Origin of the sequence: Halogeometricum pallidum JCM 14848, assembly GCF_000337095.1 — an archaeon.
Taxonomy (GTDB): Archaea; Halobacteriota; Halobacteria; order Halobacteriales; family Haloferacaceae; genus Halogeometricum; species Halogeometricum pallidum.
The window spans coordinates 75,015-97,029 of record NZ_AOIV01000035.1 but is presented as its reverse complement, the minus strand read 5'-3'; the positions used below and the strand labels follow the sequence as shown (position 1 = coordinate 97,029).

13 protein-coding genes are annotated in these 22,015 nt (G+C 53.2%); 5 read left to right on the top strand and 8 right to left on the bottom strand.

Annotated features, from left to right (window positions below):
* Positions 1-365: 365 nt before the first annotated feature.
* Positions 366-1,892 carry an ATP-binding protein gene (locus C474_RS21590; protein ID WP_160166840.1) on the top strand — a complete coding sequence of 509 codons (1,527 nt, stop codon included), beginning with the start codon at positions 366-368 and terminating at the stop codon, positions 1,890-1,892.
* Positions 1,893-1,930: 38 nt separating this feature from the next.
* Here C474_RS21590 and C474_RS13710 read toward each other — a convergent pair whose 3' ends face one another.
* From C474_RS13710 to C474_RS13700, 3 genes are all read right to left on the bottom strand, one after another.
* Positions 1,931-3,988, bottom strand: coding sequence for a phospholipase D family protein (locus C474_RS13710; protein ID WP_008387798.1), 2,058 nt, complete (start codon positions 3,986-3,988; stop codon positions 1,931-1,933).
* Between the two features lie 64 nt (positions 3,989-4,052).
* A complete protein-coding gene (locus C474_RS13705) occupies positions 4,053-6,572 on the bottom strand; it encodes a Piwi domain-containing protein (RefSeq protein WP_049917000.1) in 2,520 nt (839 codons plus the stop codon).
* 946 nt (positions 6,573-7,518) lie between these two features.
* Entirely contained in the window at positions 7,519-9,519 is a 2,001-nt protein-coding gene (locus C474_RS13700) for a hypothetical protein (RefSeq protein WP_008387795.1), read from the bottom strand.
* A 70-nt stretch (positions 9,520-9,589) separates the two neighbouring features.
* Here C474_RS13700 and C474_RS21585 point away from each other — a divergent pair, with 70 nt between their 5' ends.
* Positions 9,590-10,522 (top strand): WD40 repeat domain-containing protein, encoded by a 933-nt coding sequence (locus C474_RS21585; RefSeq protein WP_008387792.1) that lies wholly within the window; start codon positions 9,590-9,592, stop codon positions 10,520-10,522.
* A gap of 27 nt (positions 10,523-10,549) precedes the next feature.
* Here C474_RS21585 and C474_RS22140 read toward each other — a convergent pair whose 3' ends face one another.
* Complete coding sequence (locus C474_RS22140; protein ID WP_152421673.1) at positions 10,550-11,608, bottom strand: hypothetical protein; 1,059 nt, start codon at positions 11,606-11,608, stop codon at positions 10,550-10,552.
* A gap of 301 nt (positions 11,609-11,909) precedes the next feature.
* Between C474_RS22140 and C474_RS23355 the strand changes: the two genes are divergently transcribed.
* Both C474_RS23355 and C474_RS23595 read left to right on the top strand, forming a co-directional pair.
* Complete coding sequence (locus tag C474_RS23355) at positions 11,910-12,044, top strand: hypothetical protein (protein ID WP_275039815.1); 135 nt, start codon at positions 11,910-11,912, stop codon at positions 12,042-12,044.
* Between the two features lie 642 nt (positions 12,045-12,686).
* Entirely contained in the window at positions 12,687-13,034 is a 348-nt protein-coding gene (locus C474_RS23595) for a tyrosine-type recombinase/integrase (protein WP_394295425.1), read from the top strand.
* Positions 13,035-13,125: 91 nt separating this feature from the next.
* Here C474_RS23595 and C474_RS22135 read toward each other — a convergent pair whose 3' ends face one another.
* Positions 13,126-13,689 (bottom strand): hypothetical protein, encoded by a 564-nt coding sequence (locus C474_RS22135; RefSeq protein ID WP_152421672.1) that lies wholly within the window; start codon positions 13,687-13,689, stop codon positions 13,126-13,128.
* Positions 13,690-14,277: 588 nt separating this feature from the next.
* Between C474_RS22135 and C474_RS22130 the strand changes: the two genes are divergently transcribed.
* Positions 14,278-15,366, top strand: a complete 1,089-nt coding sequence (locus C474_RS22130) for a WD40 repeat domain-containing protein (protein ID WP_152421671.1) — start codon at positions 14,278-14,280, stop codon at positions 15,364-15,366.
* 127 nt (positions 15,367-15,493) lie between these two features.
* Here C474_RS22130 and C474_RS13675 read toward each other — a convergent pair whose 3' ends face one another.
* From C474_RS13675 to C474_RS13665, 3 genes are read right to left on the bottom strand one after another with little or no spacing between them, the layout of a single operon-like run.
* Positions 15,494-18,925: an ATP-dependent helicase gene (locus tag C474_RS13675; RefSeq protein ID WP_008387784.1), complete on the bottom strand. Its 3,432-nt coding sequence runs from the start codon at positions 18,923-18,925 to the stop codon at positions 15,494-15,496.
* On the bottom strand, positions 18,925-19,869 hold the full coding sequence (locus tag C474_RS13670) for a RecB family exonuclease (protein WP_083862040.1): 945 nt from the start codon (positions 19,867-19,869) through the stop codon (positions 18,925-18,927). Before C474_RS13670 ends, C474_RS13675 begins: the two co-directional genes overlap by 1 nt.
* The gene (locus tag C474_RS13665; RefSeq protein WP_083862035.1) at positions 19,832-21,910 is read right to left on the bottom strand and encodes a PD-(D/E)XK nuclease family protein; all 2,079 of its coding nucleotides are present in this window, start codon (positions 21,908-21,910) and stop codon (positions 19,832-19,834) included. The genes C474_RS13670 and C474_RS13665 overlap by 38 nt, the downstream gene beginning before the upstream one ends.
* Positions 21,911-22,015 lie beyond the last annotated feature (105 nt).

The following is a 22,015-nucleotide window of genomic DNA, read 5'->3' as shown; positions in this document are numbered from 1 at the left end:
ACAGCAATCGCTGATTTAGAGGACTAGCCTACGATATAGAACTCCTATACTCTCTTCAAATTCCATCGACCATCGAGTTCTAAGCCTGATATAGGATGGTGAACCAGAACGACCCCAAGGTCTAAGGTTAATTTTAATATTAAGTTAGCGATCTGAGCGTCCGGGACTGTGTTTTAGAAAGACTAATAATGCTAACCTGATTATCTACGTTAAATTGTCTAATAAGCGCTGGAAGGTCCGCCAAACAAGTGAATTAGCAAAACGAGTATCATCACGAGGTCAAAGATAGAGAAATGACAAAAGACACAATCGACAACTCGCTTCTATCTAACCTCCATCGTCACAACCCCTGGTGGAGAAACGGTGTGAGCGCACTTGACGAATTAACCATTCCAACGCAGAAGAAAAGTGACTTTTATCGATTTGCATCACCTTACGGATCCAAACCAGAACCCGATAAATACGATGTGTATGCGTTAGTTGGACAAAGAGGAGTCGGGAAAACCGTACTCATTAATCAGTTTATCCGCCAGCGGATCAAAGAAGACGAGATCCCGCCTCAAAACGTACTCTACATTCCTTTCGACGCAAACCCGCTATACCAGCTCCAGTCAAATGACCAGCTACGACGTGCAGTCAACTATTACGAGGGACGTATTCTGAGCCAGGTATTCGAGAACGAAGCGCCACAGTACATCATCTTAGACGACGTGCATCGGATTGAACATCCGAATAAGTCTCTAGAAGGATGGGGTGAGGAAGTTAAGTCGCTACTCAAAGAAGCAGAAGACCGGCATGTGATTCTCACTGCAAGTGCAGAGGTTCAGATCAACCGAGAGCTCAAACGAGTTGGATTCGATGCCGATCGATATTCGGTTTGGCCGATTTTCCCCGAAAAGTTCCGTGACCATATTCAGAGTGTCTTCCCGAAACTCGAAGAAGACGAGAGACGGCTGAGACCCTCACTAATTCGTCGAGGTGAGACCGGATTACCAAACGCCTGTCGGACGAATGACCCAGTGCAATTTTTCGAGGCGTTATGCGAACTCTATGACTCTGTAGAGGCCGATGCGAGTCGTATTCGTTCGCAGGTGGCGCACTACCTCGCACTTGGTGGGATCCTCAGCTACGAAGCAGAAGGAGTCGATTCTGCATCAAAGCTCTCAGAAGATGCCTACAAACAGCGCCGCGAAGACGTACGGCTCTCTCTCTACCAAGAGATACCAGGCCTAGATGCAGTGAAGAACATTGCAGACTTAGAGCGACTGTGTGCACTCGTGGCGGCAGATCTGGAAACACCGTTCAAATACAACCGTATTTCTGAACTCTTCGACGTTGATCGACGAACACTTCGAGAGAGCTACTTTGAAGCCCTCAGTAAGCTATTCCTTCTCACTCCATCCCCAGAATACGATAACAGCCGTCCACGTTCTATTCGACTCTACCTACGTGATACGGCGCTCGTCAATGCCTATACCGGCCATACACCCAGTGAGGTCCTCAACGACTATCAGCTTGAATCGAAGCTGGCACATGTAGCAGCCTTTGACCACTCGATGCGTCTCAGTTTCAATATGAACTTTTCCGCGGGGTATGAATTCGAGGACTACGATCCACCAGCTGAACCGACAGTCGAGTACTGGCCAGGAACGGAAGGTGAGGTCGATTTCGTGTTCGAGTGTGCAGGTGTCCCTGTTCCTATCGGACTAGGCTATCGAGCGGGTTCGATGGAGCCAACAACAGATGCAGTTGCAGAGTTCATTGAGACTTACGAAGCTCCGCTTGGTATTGTTGTTGCAGGTGACACTGCGACCTTGTCAGAGCCAGTGGAAGTTCTTGAAGAGACACCGATCGTACGTATTCCATACTGGTTCTATCTCATGCTTGCATAGCCGCACAAAGGTTGGATAGTGAAAAGAATACGTGCAGACTATCTGAATCCCAGACGCTGCAAAAACCCGCGTTTGGGTTTGATACCAGTCCACTCAAAGAACCGCTCAGGTTGACTAAACTCTATCCGTGCTCGTTGCTTTTCTGCCCGAATCGTTGCGGGCACGAGCTTCTGGTACTTCCAGACGTCTTGTGACTCAAGTTCAGCGGAGAAGTCCGCACGGATAACTCCATTCCGTGTTTCAAGGGTGAACAGATCGCTCTCGTGTGCGTGTCGCCACACTCGCCGACCATGATCATAGATGTCCTCGGCAGGGCCTTCAGACGGGAAGTAGTCGGGTTCGTCACGTCCAGCAAACTCGTACAGCTGTTTGAAGACATCTCGAGCGACAGCTAACTTGTCCGACCGATCCGGAAGTGAAAGCTCTTGTTCGAACATAAAGTGCGAGAACCAAGAGAAGAGTCGGTTCGGTTCGTTTGCAATCCGAGCGGCTTGCTCGCGCTGATCACCAGTAACGTCGAACATGACGTCGAAGTCGAGGACCTTCATTCGGGTACGGAACTCCGACTTGGGCTTCGTGTGGTTGCTGGTGAAAATGAACGTAGGGAACGAAACTGAACCATCCCAGCCCCCTTCCCAGTAGGTCTTGACGATGTCGCGCTCAACATTACCCTTATCGACGTCGTCAACGACGAATGGGAAGACAGTATTCGACCCTCGGCACCGGTTGATCGCGTCCTTCGTGAATTGCGTTCCTTCCACAGGTTCTGCTACATACCCATTCGAGATGAGCCGAGTCGCAAACCGGATGAACATCCCCTTGCCGGAGTCGTTTCCACCATGAATGTAGAGGAAGGGGAGGTCCTTGTCAAGTTCAGCGCCGGGGGTACCAGCGTAATGATTCGCGAAGTGATCCGCAAATGGAGCCCAGAAAAAGTATATCAGTGCCTCATAGAAATGCGCCATCGTGGCCTCCGAGTACTTGGTGTCTCCAAAGCGCTGGATCGTCTCAATGTAGGATTCGAGATGCGCTAGTGCATCGTCGACTTCCGAGGTGTGGTCAGGGGCAGAAGTAAGTTCCAGCGTGGTATTATCCACCTGCATTCTGACCGACTGCTCATCCTCGTTGACCCACATTATTGGGAAGTCATCATTGAACGACCGCATATAGCGGGCGAAGCCAGCTGGCGATCCACAGAGTTCCGTTGGTTTCACCACAACGTTGTGACGCGTAAGCGTAGGTTTGGCGCTTTTAACCGGGTCTTCGAGGCCTTGTGGAGAGAGTCGGATCTGTTGACTCGGTCCGACATCTGTCGGATCGACATCTCCAGAGCCATCGGTTGAGAGCGCGACGATTTCGTCTGCCTCGTCCGGATCAGAAGCCACGTTGACCCGCCGGATTCGCTCGTCGTTTTCGTCGAGAAGATCGACGATACGGCGGTGAAGATCACCAGTGGGGTTGTTCGACGGCGTCGTTCCGTCAACCCAGAGGTGTAGTTCCTCCGTTCGCTCCTCTGGTGTCTCGGCAGCATCAAGTCGCTCTGTGAGGTCCTTCATGAACACCTCACATTGCTTTCGATGCGCTTCGTAGAACTTCTCGAACCAAGTGTCGATAACCGAAGTACCATCCGTTGAAAAGGCAACCAGCATATTCGTCTGGTTTCCCTCCCACGCTTGCTTCGAGAGGTTGGGCGACCCAAGGATGAGTGTACGGCTACCATCGCGATTCTCGATCAGGTATAGCTTTGAATGAAGCGTCACCTGCTTATCAAGGGTGAACAGCTGGAGCTGCTCATCTTGGAGTAGATGGTTTAGCTGTGCTGCCAGGTCAACGTCTCCCTGCAGATCTTTCCGATACTCGCTCTGGCGGTAATCACCGATAACCACTTCAAGGAAATCGATGTCGAGCTGTTCGTGGTTGAATACTTCGTGAATGATCTGGGGCGACTGCGAGTAGGTGACAGTACGAATGGTCCGTGCCTCCCCGAAGTACTTCACGAACGAGCGCCACGACCGGATCATCGCGAGCTCCATCTTGATTTCGACCGTGTCGTCGCCGTCACTGCGTGGGACCGTGATTGGTGTGCTAAAGTTCATGGGTTTGTGTGGGTTTAAACGGACTCAGTGATGAGATCGCCGCTCACCATTGGCCGAGGGGTGGCTACAGATACGGAACCCCCTCGATCAGTTCACCGTGGAGTAGATAGCCCTCTCGGGCGTGCTCAGCGCAGCGGTCTGCGTAGTAGGTCGTAATCGGAAGCCGAACACTCCGCGAGACACTTCCGATATGGGCTTCACTCAGCCAGTACACCTGCTTCAGGAGCGTCAGCATCGGCGTGTCGCCCGCACGTCGAACAACGCGTAGCGTTTTCGGGGTCCCAAGGTTATCCGAGTCATCGAACTCAGGTTTCCCAGTGGTCGCGATGAACCCGTGGGTATCATCTTGGGAGATGAACAGCCTGCCCTTTTCATCGATTTTGAACGAGTTATCCTCGTACCGGGCGATACGTGGAGCACCGCTCTTTCGGATGTCGAGGATGTCGATTGAGACGCCCGAGTCTGCGAACGGTGCCTGAATCTCATCTGCGTCCTCGAATAGCCGACCGTCGCGGTGGATGACGATGTGCTCGGGTGACCGTCCTTCGCGTCGAACAAACTCCTGGAAGACGTCTTTGATGACGTCGATGATGGATTGTTCGTCGAACGTCTCTCCCGATTGTAGTGTCTGAGTCTTCGAGGCGAAGACTGTACCATCAGCGTAGACCACGTTCGCACTAGCACCGAGATGTTGCCCCGTCTCCGGATCGCGAGTGACGTCGAGGCCAATGAAACAGTCCGCTTCACCGGGCATCTCGTCGACGCGCCATGGAACACCACCAGCACCTGCAATGAGCCCCATTGCAGTGTTGTTCATCACCCATCTCGTGTCGAGGTTTTCGGTCACGACCATCTGTGACGGGACCTTTTGCTTTCCGAGCCCTTTCTTGAATTCAGGGTAGGGGTCGGTGATGTCCCCAGCTGCAATTCGGTCGTCGTTCCGTGGCGGGACGACAGCAAGGACAGCGTCTACCGACTCCAGTTCGTTGATGACAGCAAGGTAGCTGAGTTCACCGCCGAGTTCGTAGGGAACATGACGCGTTGCCGTTGGCTCGCAGTGACATCGTGAAAGCTTGTTCTCGAAGTTCGAGATAAACTGCTTACTCTCCTGTTCGCTCTCCGTGGGGTAGACGTACGCGATATCGAAGCTCGTGGGTTGTTGGTAGACCCCTGAGCGAATCCCGCTCGACGGAGTGGTAGCCGTTCGTCCGTCCTTAAATCGGAGATTCTCCTCGCGATCGACGGCTGTCGACATGTAGGACAGACTCGGACCGAGAGGCTCTGGAGCAACCGTCGCATCGATGTCGGGGAGGCTGCCGAGATGATCGACGAACTCGATAGCGTGGCGGAACCGCTTATCTGGTAGCATCTTTGCCTCGCGGTCCCACCGTCGATGAAAGGTTGGGTCCAATTCCTTGACCACTTCCTTGCGTGGTGCGACTCGGAGCAGTTCTGGCACGTGGATTTGAGCAGGTTCGTCTTCCTGATACTGGATATCGACGAGCCGTGGATTTTTCTCACGAAGCGCCTCGAGGACGCCTTCGGGAACGCGATCCTTCTGAGCGTACCAGTCTGCAAGTGAGAGGCCGCCGAGTTCGTCGAGAGCATCGGTAAAGTAGTGGTCGGTGAATCCCACTACTCGTCCAGTCCCACTGACGTTGTACCGCTCGGGGTCGTGCTCGACGATAGTTCCGACTAACTCGCCAGTCTTGTCCTCGTAGACGTCAGCAGTGACCTGACTCCGCGCGTGGTAGCGCACTTCGATGCCCACGAATGCATCACCTGATGGCATGACATCAACCCGTGCGGCGAACTCGTAACACGCCTCGAAGAGCCCATCTCCGGCAGTGATCGCGGGTGTTCGCGCACGAATTCGGTTGATCTGGTACGGGTCGTACGTCGAGTCGTCGATTGCAGCTTTGACGAGTGATTTGAGGAGCCGCTCGATTCGATGACGATCCCGGGCATCAGCTGCTTTCAGTTCTCGCTCCGTCGGTTCGCTCAGCGAGAACGGGTCCGCGAGTTTATCCGGGAGTTTCCGGGTCGACACGATCTGCATCGGGCCCGCATACGCGACGCCTGCGCCAGTAATTCGACGGAGCCGACCAGCACATTGGTAGGTGACTGTATCGGGATCATCCTCAAAGGCCTCAGCCGCTTCAATCGAGTACTCGTAGACCGAGAGGGTATCGAAGGACCGACTGATCGGGAAGAGCGAGAGGTAGGCCTGATTAGGCGACAAGTTTCCGAGAATGGTGTCAACACGCCCTACATCGTCGGCCCTCGTCTCGTCCTCCTCTGATGCCTCCAGGGGTGTCGCACGCATATTCGACGAGCCATTCAGACTCTGTTTCCCGTTGAAGACATTTCCGCGTGCGTTCTCGAGTCGGTACCATTGGCCGATCGTCCAGTCGTAATCCGAGAGTGCGTTGTTCTTCCAGATCGCTAGGGGGAACCGATTCCCAGCACGGTCAGCGACGAGAAGACGAGTTGCCATCTTCGGGCTAGGCTTGTCGAGTTCCTTGAGGACCTGAACCTCGATTGTTATCGGCTGCTTGTGAGCAATGTCGTCCTTGGTGTTCATCCTCAAACATAAGTACACACCGCATAACTTAATTCTAGGGAAAAGATGAAACGAGATGTATCTTTTGACCATAGAGACTCAATAAGAATCAAGTTCGTTGAATTAGTGCACCAGAGGCAATACTACTGCCATTTAATGCTAATATTAATATTAAGCTTGTCAGAGCCGCTGTCCAACCACTATTCAGACGCGGAAGGACTGTACGGGTAGAAGTGAATCCGCTATACAGCTCTTCAGGACGGTTGAATAGACGGTCGAGGTCGAAAAGGGATCAATGTCCCCTGTAGCATAATGCGAAATCAACCGTTCGAGGTCATCTATCGAACAAGGGCAGTGTCCCCGTTATCGAGTCCATCGACATACAGCTCTCCCAGAACTTGCCCGATATGCTTGCCCTGTACATGTGCGGAGTCAATCGCGTCTTTACTTATCCCGTTGCGACTGACGTCGGTTCCATCAAGAGATTGCTCTGGCGGTTACACGTCGACGTGAAGGATAGAGAGATCCTCAAATCCATGCCTTTGGTGCTTCCTCGGTTCAGAACGTGTTGTGCTTCGAGTGAACCACCACGTTGATTCCATGCCGGTGGACGGAATCCTCGACCGTAATCGCGAATGTGGCACCGGTCTTCATAATCTTGGTAGATATCAGGCTCTTATGGGTCGGGTGAGTGCGTGTTCGTCGAGGACGTTAGCAATGAGTTCGCGGGCCCCGTCAGCAGTCTCCCCAGCCTCGAGAACATCCACCACATGTAGGTCAAACTTTCCCGTTTTTCGCGTTCATGCCATCCAGAATAGATTTCTATACGATAAAATGTGCTGTAAATTGATAATCTATTAGTTACTTTCTCGTCAGAAAATCGAAGCCCAAGAACCGCTGAAAAGTGAGCGCTAGCCTGATTAAGTCTACGTCGCAAAAGGGGACCCCTAGTAGTTACAGAGGACAGCTACGTCTCTGGAAGAGGATCAGGGTTGTTCTGTTTCTCTATGTCTGTCCCAAGGCTCCAGGTATCTTCCCCACTAGGGCCGATACGGGGATACGAACTATATTCACCCGGTAGTTCGCGGTGGTTGCCGGTTTGTAGTATGTCGATTGTGGCAATAAGGTCAAGCCATTGCGGTTTGGTGAGTTCAATATCAACCCCTTCGGCATCACCTTCTCCGAGGCGCATTTTTGCGAACACGTTGTCTTCGTTCGAAGAAGTAATCTGCAGTATTAATGGTTCTTCTTCGCCAGAGCTGCCGGATACCCGGTGAGGCTCGTTCTCGGCACGGTCGAACGGGTAGGTCTCTAGATCGAGGACTTTCCCCTGACCAGGGACCTCGCCGCCAGAAATTGTCTCAAGCGATACCAGCACAGCCTTCAGTTGTTTAACCTCGTCACCAGCTAACCAGATGTAACCTCCCTCCCACGACCCGCGTCCAAAGTGAAGCTTGAGAGCAAAGTCTCCATCCGCTTCGAAATCGGTGATAGTGAGGCGAACATAGCCTTGTTTCATCTCTGATGGGTTTTCGAACGGGTCCATGCCATCATGATAGGGATCGGCAGACCGCCCTTTGAGGAGATACGATCGAGCTGTCTTCCCTTGTTTAAACTCAGACTCTGGCGGCCGGAGTGAGTTTGAAAAGGATGCAGAGATCCAGCCAGTTGTATCCGCTAATTCTGAATTGTCGGTCAGGAGATCCTGTGCATACTCGGCTGCATCTGAGTTCTTCAAACGTTCTGCTTCTTCTTCAGTAATAAAGGGAGAGATGACATCCTTTCCTCGTTCGAGGGCGATATCCCCATATCCGAGTTTTCTGGGCCTGTATCTATTCATGTAACCATCGTGCTGAGGGATCATATTCGTCGCTCGCCGAGCAAGGCTGACGGTCCCGTCCTCATCTACGACCAAGATCCCTACTTCATCCAGTTCCTCGTGCAGAGATAGAACGTTTAGACTCTCCTCTTCGAGGGATTGAGGAACTGCAAGATAGAGCCGAGATAGGGTCTTTGTCTGGAGAAATTCAGAGAGCTGCCGGATCATTCGGTCCCCACCAAAGGATGATTCACCCTTTGCTTCAACACCAACGACCTCGTTGAGATCTGGGGCCTCGACAGCATCTGTTGGGTCTGGGCTTTCTGAGAATGCGAGGAGATCTATCGGGCGGAACGCCTGGTCCGACTCCCGTACATTAGGGAGATATGCCTCGGGAAGACCCCCATACTCTCGCCAGATACAATGACGTACCCACGGTTCTTCACGTCGCGCGAACACGGGGTCGGTCTCGCGAGAGAGGAACTCAGCATCGCGCAAAATATGGGGTTCATAGGCTTGGTCTGGATCGATATTTTTCTCAATGTCGTAGAGGACACTCTCTCTGAGATTGAGCGGGATATGGATAATTCCCATCTCCGTGGGGCAGCGGGCTCGTTGAAGCTCGGTCATAGCCTGTGTCAACGGAATTGAGGATTTTGAGTCCGCCACTGGCCCATCAAGTTTGGAGGAGATATACTTCCGAATAGTAGCGGCCGCCGAAGTGCGACGATTCAGAAACTCCTCCGGGAGCGTCTGTTCAATCGCATGATCGACGGTTTCCCGTGTATACTCTCCAGCAGCGATACCAGCACACAGCTTCTGACTGGTCTGATTTAAAATGCCGATGTCTGGTTTGTTCGACCCATTGAGAACATTCTGGAGACCATCAACGGCATGGGATGCGAAGAAAATCCGATCCAGAGCACCACTCTCCATGTACCGATGGCTCTGGTCATAAAGAGTGGATCCAAAACCGACTCCAGATTTGCTTTTCAACTCAATCCCCCAGATCTCGTCGTCTGGCGTCTTTGCAATCAGATCGATTCGTCCGGTTCCAAGATTCACCTCACCCTCAACCTCCATCTCTTTCTGAGTCTCTAACCAGTACCAGAGCCGTTCCTTCAGCAGAGCCTCGATAAATGCGGCCATTAAGTTGTCACTGTCCTCTGGTAAGTAATCTAAAAAAGATTATCCCTTTGAGTCCCATGGTGGGATTCAGATGAGAGACGATAAGGTACGTATGGAGATATGTGACGCCAAGGACCTCATCTATGACAAGACCGGGGGGTGGGCACTATTCGATTCAGAATCCTATCGATCCTTCTTCCCGGATAGGTGTCGAGATTTTTACGGTGTTCCATCAGACGATGGACAGTACATTGCGTGCTGGGCAGAGGATGGACGGGAATATTCAAGCGGTTATGAACCAGCCGGAATCTGCCTTGTTAACTCCCACAAGGTCGTTCAAGTAATCGAAGTTACTGGCATCTCGGAAGCGGTTCCTGGGAATGATGGAACGATAGCAGCGCTAGGCGATCGGGGCGATACGTTCTATTTGTTCGATTCTAGCGGCACGCAGCTTTTGAAAGAGTCCTTTGAGAGTAACACTGCAGCGTTAGCGATCTCACCCGATGGTCAGTACGCTGCTGTTGCTACCGCGTTCCCGGACAACGCAGTTCACATCTATAAAACTAAAAACGGGCGATATCTTGGCCGTACCGAAAACGTGTCTACCAGCGTTCTCGGCCATCTTCAGTTTACATCCCGCGGAGACAAGAGAATCGTTGAGACATACAACATCGGTCCTGATTCGACGTTAGATGTTGACCCAAGGCGGAAGGAAGTATTGGATAAGATTCCCGTAGAGGCACAGTTAGATGCGATGCAGTTGGAGGGAATTGCGATCGTTCCGGACTCGTCGATTGGGGAGTGGCACTTCATTCCCGATGAAGTACTGGAAGAAGTAGATGGGGCACTTCGAATTCCAGGCGTGGAATTAGTGATGGGTTGCGGCGAAAAAGTAGAACCGCTTACTGCAGATTTGATTATTGACGACCCACAGAACGCGGTGAAAGGGGAGTATGAGTTCTGCGAAGAGTGCAAATCATCGTCGGCAGCATATCCTGTTACGAAGGTGGAACGGACGCGGTAACGAATGTTATAGGGGTGGGAAATAAGACTACTCGTTCAGACCGTCAGTCTCTTCGGCAGCATCATTCCAGAATGTATTGACCCACTCGCCGTCCTCATATCGGTGAGCACGAACTTCGTAGTTCAGATGTTCCTGACAGTATACTTCACGATCGGGCGGGTCACCAGTATATCGGAAACATTCGATGAACATGGTACGCGGGTGCAAATTACCCTTCTGGTTAAGCTGGACCACATCTACCGTGCTCCACACATCCCAGTCTGTCTCCTCAACGTACTCGTGAAATAAATCCTCTAGGTACTCTTCGCTTCCTCCGTAGTTAGCCGCACCACCTAGCTCAGCATCATATGTGTCATGATGAGTCGGTGGATTCGCCAACTGGGACGAAACTACTGGTGCCGACACTCCATACTCATTCAGTGTCTCTTCAACTTGGACCCGAACCTCTTCATCCGCATCCGGAGCTATAATTATACGATTTATCAACGCATCCATATCTGCAGAGAGAAATATTGCACCCGAATTGTCCGGAATCATCTCCTCTGGGGTTTCACGACCATCCAAGAACGTTACAGGGTTCCCTCCTCGATTTACCAATACCCGAAATTCCTGCTCATAATCCATTTCACGGTGTTTGAAGAAATATAGCGTGTAGAACCCCATAGTCGGCGTGTGCTCCTCCTCGTAGTCTAGATACCGGACAATTCCCATATAGAGGTCGTCTTCGTCAGGTGCAACGTGCTGCTCTATTTGCTCGTACGTGGTCTCAATAGCTACACCTTCACGAAGATCTGCATATTCTTCCCAGATATCTCGGTTTTCATCAGTCCCAAGTCGCCAACAATTCGCATAGTAGTTGTGACGAGCACTCTGCCTAGCGTTCTCAACTCCGCTCGCGTAGTCGACTTCTTCTCCATTATTGAGTATCTTAGACGAGGAATTTTGTGACTGATGACGCTCGCGCTCTCGAGCAGGCTGTGACGCCTGTCCCTCCCGTTTTTCATATTCAGCAGCTTGACCTGCGCGGAAACCGTTCTCCAATGTATCAGCGAAATATTTCAGCGGTTTATATCGCCTGATTACCATAGGGTCCGAGGGAATCATCCACTCGGTACTCTTACCGGTGACAGAGCGGCGTGAGGAACTACCTCTCGTCATTCATTCAAACTTGTACTTTTCCCTACTTGTAGGCCACGGGATAGAGTCGCAGAACTTCAATACCCACTCATTTCCATATATCATCATACAGGTTAATATTGCCAGATTAGGTGCTAGGAGGCTCAGGATTGCCGAATTTGGCGGAATTTCATTTTCGATTTTACTGTGTATTAGACGAGTTGTACACAGTAAATTTACGTGGGTCGCCGCCATCGGTCGAGAACGAACCATGGAACTCGACGAGGGCGACGCTATACCCGGGAGAACGCCGGTCGAGACGGCCATCCAGCAGTATCTCGACAGTGTCGAGGCTGGCAACTCCCGGAAGAACTTCCAGTCGACCCTCGTGACGTGGCAGTCCTAGCTATACGAGAAGCGGGGAGTAACGGCCCTCAAGGAGCTGGACATCCTCGACTGTCGACGGTACGCCCGCCACCTCAAGCGCCGTGTTCGTACCGGGGACCTGAAAGCGAGCACCGCGACGACCTACTACGCGTACGTTCGTGCGTTCCTCTCCTTCTGTGTCGCTGACGAACTCCTGGATACGAACCCTGCAAAGGCCAAGCGCGCGACCGATGAACTCCCAGAAGACCTCGGTGATGCGGATCGCCAGTTCTGGCGACAAGAACAACGGCGTACGATCCTGCGCTACGTCGACAAACGAGTCCAGCGTGCGCTCGACGACGAGGCAGACGTCTCTCGCGAACGGGCCTACCGCGACCGAGCAATCGTCTATCTCTTGGCTTTCTCGGGTGTCCGTGGAGCAGAGGTATTCGCCGAGCCGTCCGACGAGAAACGCACTGGCATCGCCTGGAGGGACGTCCAGCTCGACGCTGGTGCCGTCCGCGTTCTCGAGAGGTCATGCGAGTACGAGTATGCCCAGCTCCCTGAGAAGGCTGCGACGGCGCTTGAACGGTACAAGACCGTCCTCGATCCACCAACTGACGAATAGCCGGCCTTTCCCAGTGCACACGCTCCCTCGAGATATCGCGCCGTACGCGAGCAGCTGTCGAAGCGGGACGTTCCCGACGATGAGATCGAGACCATCCTCGAGAGCGACAACATCGATACGGTACTCCGAGAACACGGTGTCGTCCCTCCAGCAATTTCGACGAACGGAGCACGCAACCTGATGAAGCGGCTCTGTGAGGATGCCGACATCGTCGTCGACGGTGACTATCTGAAACCTCACGGCGCTCGTCGAGGACTGGGTCACGAACTCTACGCTAACGATCATGCTGAACTCGCGCAGTCAGCGCTCCGTCACGCCAGCATCGAGACAACCCACGAATCCTACTCTGATATCCAAGCTACAGAGACTGCGCGGCAGGTCGATGATCTACTGAGCGAATAAATTAACCAACGAGAAGCTCTCGGCGTCGTTCGTTGGTTAAGAACCAGCGCCACAGAAAGCCAATTAACCATAATATTAAGATTAAGTTCGCTCAGAAGTCGACGTATCGGGTGAGAACGTGACGGCACCCACGGTGGGGAAGGAATTCAGATGCACGTTCTGGCGTTCCATTCTCGTGTTGACTCGCATGCTCCTCGAGAAGTGACTGAAGCATTGTGAGCGGAACAGCCCCACCTTGAGAGTCGATGTCTCGTTTGATGCCAGCACAGATTTCTGTCGTTCGATGATCATCGGGGCCCATCCATTGGTAGACGTACTCTTGGGAATCAGCTCGGGACGAATAGCTTTGCACCCGTCTCAGGTTTGACATCGCGGCACTTTCCGATCCTATGATCGTGAATACTCGATCTTTATCCAATCCCGTGTGCTCAGTTACCTCGTCGGCGATTCCTCGCATACTATAATTGCCCTCGGTCAGTTTTCTGCAGAGAATTTCAGCGATTTCCTGAGCCTGAGACTCCGGTATATCTTCGTAATGTTGGTGTATCGTCTCAGAACGGGCGTCAACATCGTTCCAGTCGTACTGTGGAATCGTCTCTGACGGTTCTTCCTCGGACGTACGAGTATTCCCAAACAGCCGGTCAATGAGTCCCATAGTAGGATTGTGAGTTGTTAACACAAAATTATTTACACGAATAGAAAAGTGTTCGCTCGAATCCTTATCAAATGGATTCAGACAGTAATCCGAGTTCTTAATCTTAATATTGAGATTATACCACACCAATCGGGATTCAGCCTTGCGTGCTTGACCTCGCCATACTTCGCCGTTCAATATAGACTCACCAAAATCTACAACAGTATCGGTAGCTAAGAGCGACCATAGTAGCCCTCAGCGAACAGACTACAGGGATGGAACTCATATTCCCACTACCTGTACCATTGAATACCTTCTACCTCTTTGAGATCCACGAGCGGTGTCATTCCTGAGTAACTGAGGACGCTCGAACTTGCTATGACGGACGAGATTCTAGGGGCTCCGAGATTAAAATAGAGATAGTAGCAGGGTTTAATATTAGGATTAAGGTTAAGTGAGCGGCAGAGAATGCCAGAGATACAATCAGTCTGCTTCACTGTGATCAGGTCTGGTGGTGGGGTGTTATCTTGGCGATCATGGTCCATGTCGAAAATATCGGGCTGTTTCTTCGACAGTATGTTTAAACACCCAGGATTGTCAACAGTCCATATGGGAATGTTTGACAAGATATTCGGTAAGCGCTCTTCCTCCAAATTGGAAAAGGAAGCGGAACCGAGTCCCGAGATAGTAATTGAAGATTCTTTGAATTCTGAGTTTATCTCCGGTACCTTCCGTGGATCAAGAGTGATGTTCCAGTCGGTGGAATCTCCCAATGGTGAATGGCACTGCCTCTATGCCAGTTCTAGATCAGATGATGGCGCACCAATTGTGCTAGTGAACTCTTCAGGCCAAGTTGCACACGCCTTCAGCGTCACTCGTGTAGAGGATGCTGCTGTAGCCAACAATGGAACTATCGTAGTAACTGACATCGGTGACGCTACCGACCAGGATCTAGGTGGGACGCTTGTTATCGTCGATTCTAATGGTGAGCTGATCGTTGAACACGGGTTCGACGCAAATATCTGGAGGTGTGCGATTACTGACAACGGACGATACGCTTCAACGGCGACCCACAACCCAGATCGGACAGTGTACATCTTCGACGTTGATACAGGGGGAATTGTGACAGAATACGAGACGGCCAATCTGAACAGCCCACCACAGAAGTTTGAAAATTACGATGGCGAAGAGGTATTGTATCTGCTGGATGGTGACTCTCGGTCCCGTGCAATAAATTTTGACGGTGAAACAGTGTGGCGGAGCGAAGAACTTGTACGCAAGGATCGTTATGAAGAACTTCGAGCAAGTGGAAAAGAGGCGAATCTGGAGGAGGCTCTAGAACTTCTTGAGGAGGCCTACGAGCTTGCGGACAGCGAGAACGAGAAAAAGCCGGTGGCTCGGGAACTCGGAGAGACACACTGGAAGCTTGCCAAAGAGATATGGAAAGAAGAGGGTGACACCGACGAGTGGTGGGCAAATCTCAACCAAGCCAAGATGTACTACATGGAGATTCTTCCATGGCACGATGGCAAAAAAGGCGTTGCCAAGGTTCAGCGGAAGCAGGCCAAGTACCACCTCAAGAAGGGTAACGAAAACATAGCCCTTGAACTCCTCCAGAACATTGCTACGATGGAGGACGAATACGACGTCCAGCTCCTCACAGACCACGACAAGAAGACGATAACGGACCTTTCCTAAGTGCTTCTTGGTCGATATTTTCTAACGAAGCAATTGATTTGAAACCGATATTGGAATTGCGGCTAAGCTGGCGTCGACAACAATAGCGAATGACCAGTTCGAGGTGAGTCGAAAAATCGACAGCAGCTTAGTGAGTTTGGCTGCAGGACAGGCTACGGTGAGGACACCACTGGCAGTGATCGCCCGCAGTATAGTCATCAAAGGTCGAGTCCTCAGCCGCTTGTAACCGTGTGAGGAGGTCTTGTCGACACTGCGCTAATTCATCATCAGAGAACGTCCGAGTACTCATGTCGGGGCCAACCGACCCGACATAGACATAGCCAGCTTCATCGATTCGTTCGTCGAAGAGCTGTTGGCAGGCGAGCAGGTAGATCGGCAACTGGAGGTTGTCATCGAGCGAGCGCTGCATCGTGGTCGCCTTGTAATCAAGGACGACGAGGTTGCCAGCCGAGTTGCGATAGACGGCGTCAATTTTCCCCGTAATCGTATGACCATCAATGTCGAGCGTGAATGACCGTTCTGCACTAAGGATCTCCCACGAACTTGCCTCAGTGCTGAAGTACCGATCGATGCAACCCTTAGCCTGATCAACGATACCTGCCGAGTAACTCCCCTGGCGGCCGAGTTCGTCGCAGACATCGTTCCACTTCTCGGGTGATGTAAGACTCCGTTTCGCAGCTAGCTCAGCGGTATCGTGGAAGAGGATACCCGTATCACGAATCGACACGGTGTTGGAACCGGTGTCACCTCGCTGGGGATCCTCGAATGCACGAACAAGATAATCGAGATAGTGTCGCCGAGAACACTGGCTGTACTTCTCGAGTGAAGTATAGCTGTGCCGGTGACTCAGCGCAGGACCACCATCCGTCGACAGCGCCTCAACGGCAAATCCAGCCGTTGCAGGTGAGACAGAATCGAGGTCCCCGTTCAATAAACCACGCGCAAGTGCTAGAACGCGGTCCCGGGCCACTGACTGGGGTACGGATTCGCCGTTCACAGAGATCGTCGGATCCACGCCGCCATCGATCGGAGCAACCTCGTCCGTCCAATCTGTGGCCGTCGGTGGAAGTCCAGCGGTAACCTCTTGCCAGATGGGGAAGGATGCGCCGGTGGCTCGCCAAGGGATTTGCTCGGGAAGCCAGGAGTCGATGAACGATAGCGAGAGATCACCGTCATCAACTCCGCCGTCGTCGGCGTGTCGACCAACGAGTACGAGCTGTTCTTCCGCACGCGTCATGGCAACGTGGAAAATGCGGCGCGCTTCGTACTCGTCACGCTTTTCGAAGTCCTGGTCAAGCGGGGTAGCAGCTGTCTCTTCGAGCGTGTGGCCGAGAGTATCGTACGAGCGCGTACTCGGTTCCCACTGGTCAGCAGAAAGGTTCGGGAGAAAGACGACCGGGAACTCCAGTCCCTTGCTCTTGTGTACAGTCATGATGTTGACCGCGTCACTCACTGTTTCAGCTTGGTCCTGTACGCCAGCGACACTATCGTCAAGTGACTCCATGAGGGAGAGCAGCTCAAGGAACGACTCATCTAATGCTGGCTGGAGCGCCCCCTCTCCGAAGGAGTCGATAAGTGACTCCAAGGTCCGTAGGTCTCGTCGTTCTTGTGGTGACAAGTACCAGTCGATATTTGTCTGCTCCTTCAACTCACGGAACAGACGAGCTACGGAGTAGATCTCTCGCTTGGCACGCAGCGCCTGGAAATCTTCGCGGGCACGACGAACGCGCTCTGGCTCACGAAACTGGTCGAGTGGAAGCGACTGCAATGCCTCCGATAACGAATCAGAGGCTGTGTTTAGTAGTCGGAGGTCAACGTCGTGAAGCCGATAGCGCATCGTCAACACACGATTCAGACTGACCTCGTCCGCTGGGTTCGCGAGTGCTTTGAGATACGCGAGGACGGTCTCAACACCAACCGAATCAGCCGCGAGTCCACCAGCGAGTTGATACGGGATGCCGCGCTCTTCAAGCGCCCGTACAATCGGCTTTGCATGGCGGTTTTTCCGTACGAGAAGTGCGATATCGCCTGCACCGTACGTTTCATCGACGTCACTGAGTGACCCTGCAAGGAGACGGCCGATCGCAGTCGCAATCTGTTCAGCCTGCTCTTCATCGTCCTCTGCTGCCGTTATCGTCGCAATACCATCGCTCGCATTCGCAGCGTCACCGACCGCGGTGAGTTCCTTCTCGCTTCCACGGGCCTCTAGCTGTGCAATGACGTTGTTCGCGACATCCAGAATCGGTTGCTTGGAGCGGAAGTTCTCCTCAAGCGTTTCTGGTATCAGCGTCTCGTAGCGCTCCTCGAGTCGGTGCCCGATGTTCTCGACTGCCGCCCCACGCCACTCGTAGATCGCCTGGTCATCATCACCGACCACGAACAGTTTGTCATCGTCCGCGAGCTGGTCGACCAGCTCGAATTGGACAGCATCCGTGTCCTGGAATTCGTCACAGAACACGTAATCATACTGTCCCGCAATTTCGGCACGGATGTTCGGGTCCTCAAGAAGATCGAGCGTCGCACCGATCAAGTCAGCAAAGTCAACCAGCGATGCCTCGTGAAGGCGTTGCTCGTACGCCGTATAGCCAGCGACCAGATCGGCTGCTTCCTGGCATTCCTCGACGAACGATCGAAGTTTCCCGGTGAGCGTGACAGACATCGAATCGGGGATACCGCTCGGTGGACTGGCGTACGTCCCGAACAGATAAGCTGGCAGACGGAACGCGGGCTTGTGCTCATCATCGATGATCGACGCCTCCTCCGTTTCTAATAGCTCTGCGAGAGAGGTACAGGTCTCCTCCATGCCACACAGAAACGTCGCAACCGACTGTTCAACACCGGTTTGGCCGAGCGCGGTTCGTTCGTCTTCTATCGATTGTTGGAGGTCTGCGAGGCCGTCACGCATCTCTTCGAGGCGGTCTGCAGACGGGGCCCGCCAGCTGACCCGGACTGTCTCATTCGCCCGGTCGACAATTCGGTCGACAAGTGCCTCCAGTTCCAGGAGTCGGTCAGCGTCACCAAGGAATGTCTCGATGGTACTCGGCGAGATCCCTTTGCTCTTCATCGTGGAGATGAATTTGAGCAGGCTGCCTGCAGCCCCATCGGCATGTGAATCGGGACCGTAGACTTCAGGACTGGTGAATCGATAGGTGATTTCGTCGAGCGCTTCGTGAATGAGGGCAGTTCGATCAGCGTTATTCACGACATCGAATTGCGGATCGATTTCAGCGTGATACGCATACTCTCGAAGGATATCGTGGCAGATGGAGTGATAGGTGTACGCGTTCACGTCATATCCCGGTGCGCCAAGCTTCTCATTCAGCTTCTCGCGCATCGAGGCTGCAGCCTTGTTCGTGAACGTCAATGCGAGGATTCGATCCGGTGAGACGTCGTGTTCGTCGATCAGGTGTTCGACCTTCCGAACCATCGTGAACGTCTTACCGGTCCCGGCCCCGGCCAACACTCGCATTGGGTACTCACTAGACTCGATAATGCGCTGTTGGGGAATCCGCGGCGACGGCTCTTCGTCGGAGTCGTCTTCAGAGGGAGAAGGCGACATCAGAACTGCACCTCCTCTGCGAGTGCATCGGTACACATAGAACGGTAATCACACCGGTCACAGGCATTCTCGCGGATCGCGTCCCACCGAATGGGCTCGTAGTTGTCCTCACGGATCCCATCGTGTGCCCGCTGAATCAGTCCCCAGATCGTTTCTTCTTCGCTGTAGTAGGTTTCCTCAACGTTGCGACCATAGCCCGAGACACGGGGCTGGACGCCGGCAGTACTCTTTTCTATATCTGTGTTGGCAAGCAACCCATAGTACGTGAAGACGATCTCCATCCCCGGCTCGTAAACGGATGTATTCTGAATCCCCTCAATGTAGGTCGCCGCCTGAATCGCGCTCTTGACGAGACGAGGGTGATAGTCCTCGCCGGCAAGGTGCTCGCGGAGCTTTTCCTTTGCGCGGTCGCTCGTCGAGAGTTCGTATCTGACGGATGGCTTGTAGTCGATGACCTGAAGGCCATCGTCCGTACGGACGACGTTATCAGCGTACCCGTGGAGAAGGATCCCATCTCGTTCGCATTCGAGTTCGACTTCCGTGAGAACTGATCCCTGCACGTGACCGACTCCGGGTCCGGTCGAGAAGTAGGCCTCAATCGCTGCACGAGCGAGTTGCTCATCATACTCGTAGTGGGCACTAGTAGTATATTCAGTACGACTCGTCTGGGAGTCCCACTCGTCGTCGAAGGCATCAAGCGCGACAGCACGAATCTCTTCATCCGACTCTCCAGCCATAGTCTCACAGACATGTTCAATGGTGCCGTGCAGCGCTAGTCCACGGTCTAAATGCTGGCGCGTTTGATCGGGGTTTTCGACAGAGAGGTCGTGCTTATATTCGTACTGACGCGGGCACCGAGTGTACGTTCCCAGTCGGGAAGGAGACAACGGTCGCGACGAGTCGGAATCAGTCACGGCGAACCCTCCCTTCAGCGAAGTCGACATGCGCTTCGAATGCGGCTTCAAGTCCGGGGTCATCTGTCTCATCCAACAGCTGCTGAATCGCGCCGAACTGCGTCTCAATCGCGTTCAGGTCGACCTCGTCGCCAGTGACGGGGGCGGTCCGTACGTCCTGGAGAGTACGCTCAACGCTGGAGAGAACCCTCGTTGCAGCACGACCCTGGCTATGGACGTCCTCGTGGGTGATCAAGTCGAACTCGAACAGATCCCGGAGCTGTTGCAAGAAGCGAGACGGCTGCTTGTACTTTCCTGGATCTGCTGCGTTCTCTGCATAGGTACAGAAGTACAGTTGATCCGTCGCCGCGTTGGCTCCAACCGCGAGGAGCCGTCGACTCAGCTCGGTATAGTACGCCGAGAACGGGTGTTCGATGTCGTCGTCAGCGGTCGGGAACGTTGCACGAACCTCGTCTCGAGTCGGACTCGTGACAGCTGGATATTCGGGAAGCGATTTGAGCTGCGCAATCGGAAAGAGCGACGAAAACCGTGGGACTGCAGGGTACTCCTCCTCGACGACGTTCAAGACGAACACCGCTTTCCAGGAAGCGTTTTTGACCACACGAGCAGAGTCGACGAGGACCCCACCCTCCTTCACGTCGACCTCGCTGTAGAAGTCGGGCGCGGAGTATCGGAATGCTCGCTCCAGTGCCTGACAGAACGCGTCCCACGAAGAGTCCAGTAGCGGGCAGTCCTCAACGAACCGTGCGAGGTCGAGAACGCGCTTGATGTGCTGGAACTGGATACGAGCTTCCAGCCGTGATTCGGTCGAAGCGACTCGTTGCTTGAGATCAGTGTCGAGGACCCAAGTCGTCAAAGCGTCCGAAACCGATGCAGTCGCCAGCTCGTCATCGTCGAGAATCATCGTGAAGTCCGGCACTCTGGCTTCGAGCAGCGTTCGGGATTGGTCGTCTCCGCCCGACTTAAGATATCGAGCAACATGATACAGCTCCCGGGCGGCAGGGTCATCAGAGAGCGCACTCGTGGTGATCGACGCTGTCGGAATGCCTGCTTGCTGTAAGATGCGAACGGTCTCTTGGATAGGGGAACTCGAATCCTTGAGGACAACCGCGAACTCGTCGTACGACCACCCCTCTGTCGTTCGCCGGCGTTCGATTTCTTCTGCGACGGTCTGTACCTGGTCGGCGAACGTTTCCTCGGTTATCTCGAAGAGACCGTCCGTAGCTTCCGGTTTCGGCGCTTCGCCGGTCGCGAGATGCGCTGCTACCTGGGCAGGGCCCGAGATGGGAGACGAGGAATCGTGGACGAAGGTTTCCATCTGGAGATGGTCGGTGATGTCTCCAGGTTCGTTCCGGACCCGCTGAATACTCCCATGTCGTTCTCCGACACACACCAGTTCAGTGTCCGTCGACACGGCTGCCAAGAATCGGCGTTCCAGGGCGGAGAACTCTTCGACCTCTACTGTCAGAATCAGATCGAACCGGTCGAGAATTGGCGAAGGTGCGGTCTCCGCTTCCAAGTACTCTAACGCTCGTGGGATGATGCTCGCACGTTCAGCATACTCGTTCGTCGCAAGAACCTCCTGTAGATGAGCTGTGAAGTCAAATAATTCAGCAAGCGCGGGATCGTTCGTATCCACATCCTGGTTTTGCCACGCTGCTGCCAAGGTGAAACGGCCGACGTCGTCTTCGAAGGCATCGAATGCCGACGCTTGTTGCAGAAACAAGTCGGTCCATTCGTACCCAGAGAGGACCGACGCGAGAACTGCAGCACGTTCATGCTGAGAGACGAGTGTCGGGTTCTCTGGGCTTGATTCGAGGATTGTCCGTGCGAACCGCGTGAGCGACATCACTTCTGGTCGTTCAACGGAGTCGACGTGAGTCGCCAAGACATCGGTAAACGTCTCGATGCCAGTTGGAAACCGCTTCAACACAAGGATATCGCTGACATCGTGTTCACTCAGACACTCGGTGAAGATAGGTGCGACTCGCTCCTCAAGTGGGGGTCCAGTTGGAGAGAACAGATGAAGCACCCCAGGAAGTTCTGTCACCAAGTGACCAACTGCAGACATAGTACCGTTATCTACATCACACTTGATAAGTCTTCAGCAGACTTGAGATAGAATATCCCAGCTCAAGAAGAGAACAGAGTGCCAAGCCGGTCAATGAAGAACCCG

Bases quoted from the DNA above. Each gene is read 5' to 3' on its own strand.
- C474_RS13710 (WP_008387798.1), bottom strand. From the start codon at position 3,988: ATGAACTTTAGCACACCAATCACGGTCCCACGCAGTGACGGCGACGAC.
- C474_RS13705 (WP_049917000.1), bottom strand. From the start codon at position 6,572: ATGAACACCAAGGACGACATTGCTCACAAGCAGCCGATAACAATCGAG.
- C474_RS13700 (WP_008387795.1), bottom strand. From the start codon at position 9,519: ATGGCCGCATTTATCGAGGCTCTGCTGAAGGAACGGCTCTGGTACTGG.
- C474_RS21585 (WP_008387792.1), top strand. From the start codon at position 9,590: ATGAGAGACGATAAGGTACGTATGGAGATATGTGACGCCAAGGACCTC.
- C474_RS22140 (WP_152421673.1), bottom strand. From the start codon at position 11,608: ATGGTAATCAGGCGATATAAACCGCTGAAATATTTCGCTGATACATTG.
- C474_RS23355 (WP_275039815.1), top strand. From the start codon at position 11,910: ATGGAACTCGACGAGGGCGACGCTATACCCGGGAGAACGCCGGTCGAG.
- C474_RS22135 (WP_152421672.1), bottom strand. From the start codon at position 13,689: ATGGGACTCATTGACCGGCTGTTTGGGAATACTCGTACGTCCGAGGAA.
- C474_RS22130 (WP_152421671.1), top strand. From the start codon at position 14,278: ATGGGAATGTTTGACAAGATATTCGGTAAGCGCTCTTCCTCCAAATTG.
- C474_RS13675 (WP_008387784.1), bottom strand. From the start codon at position 18,925: ATGTCGCCTTCTCCCTCTGAAGACGACTCCGACGAAGAGCCGTCGCCG.
- C474_RS13670 (WP_083862040.1), bottom strand. From the start codon at position 19,869: ATGTCGACTTCGCTGAAGGGAGGGTTCGCCGTGACTGATTCCGACTCG.
- C474_RS13665 (WP_083862035.1), bottom strand. From the start codon at position 21,910: ATGTCTGCAGTTGGTCACTTGGTGACAGAACTTCCTGGGGTGCTTCAT.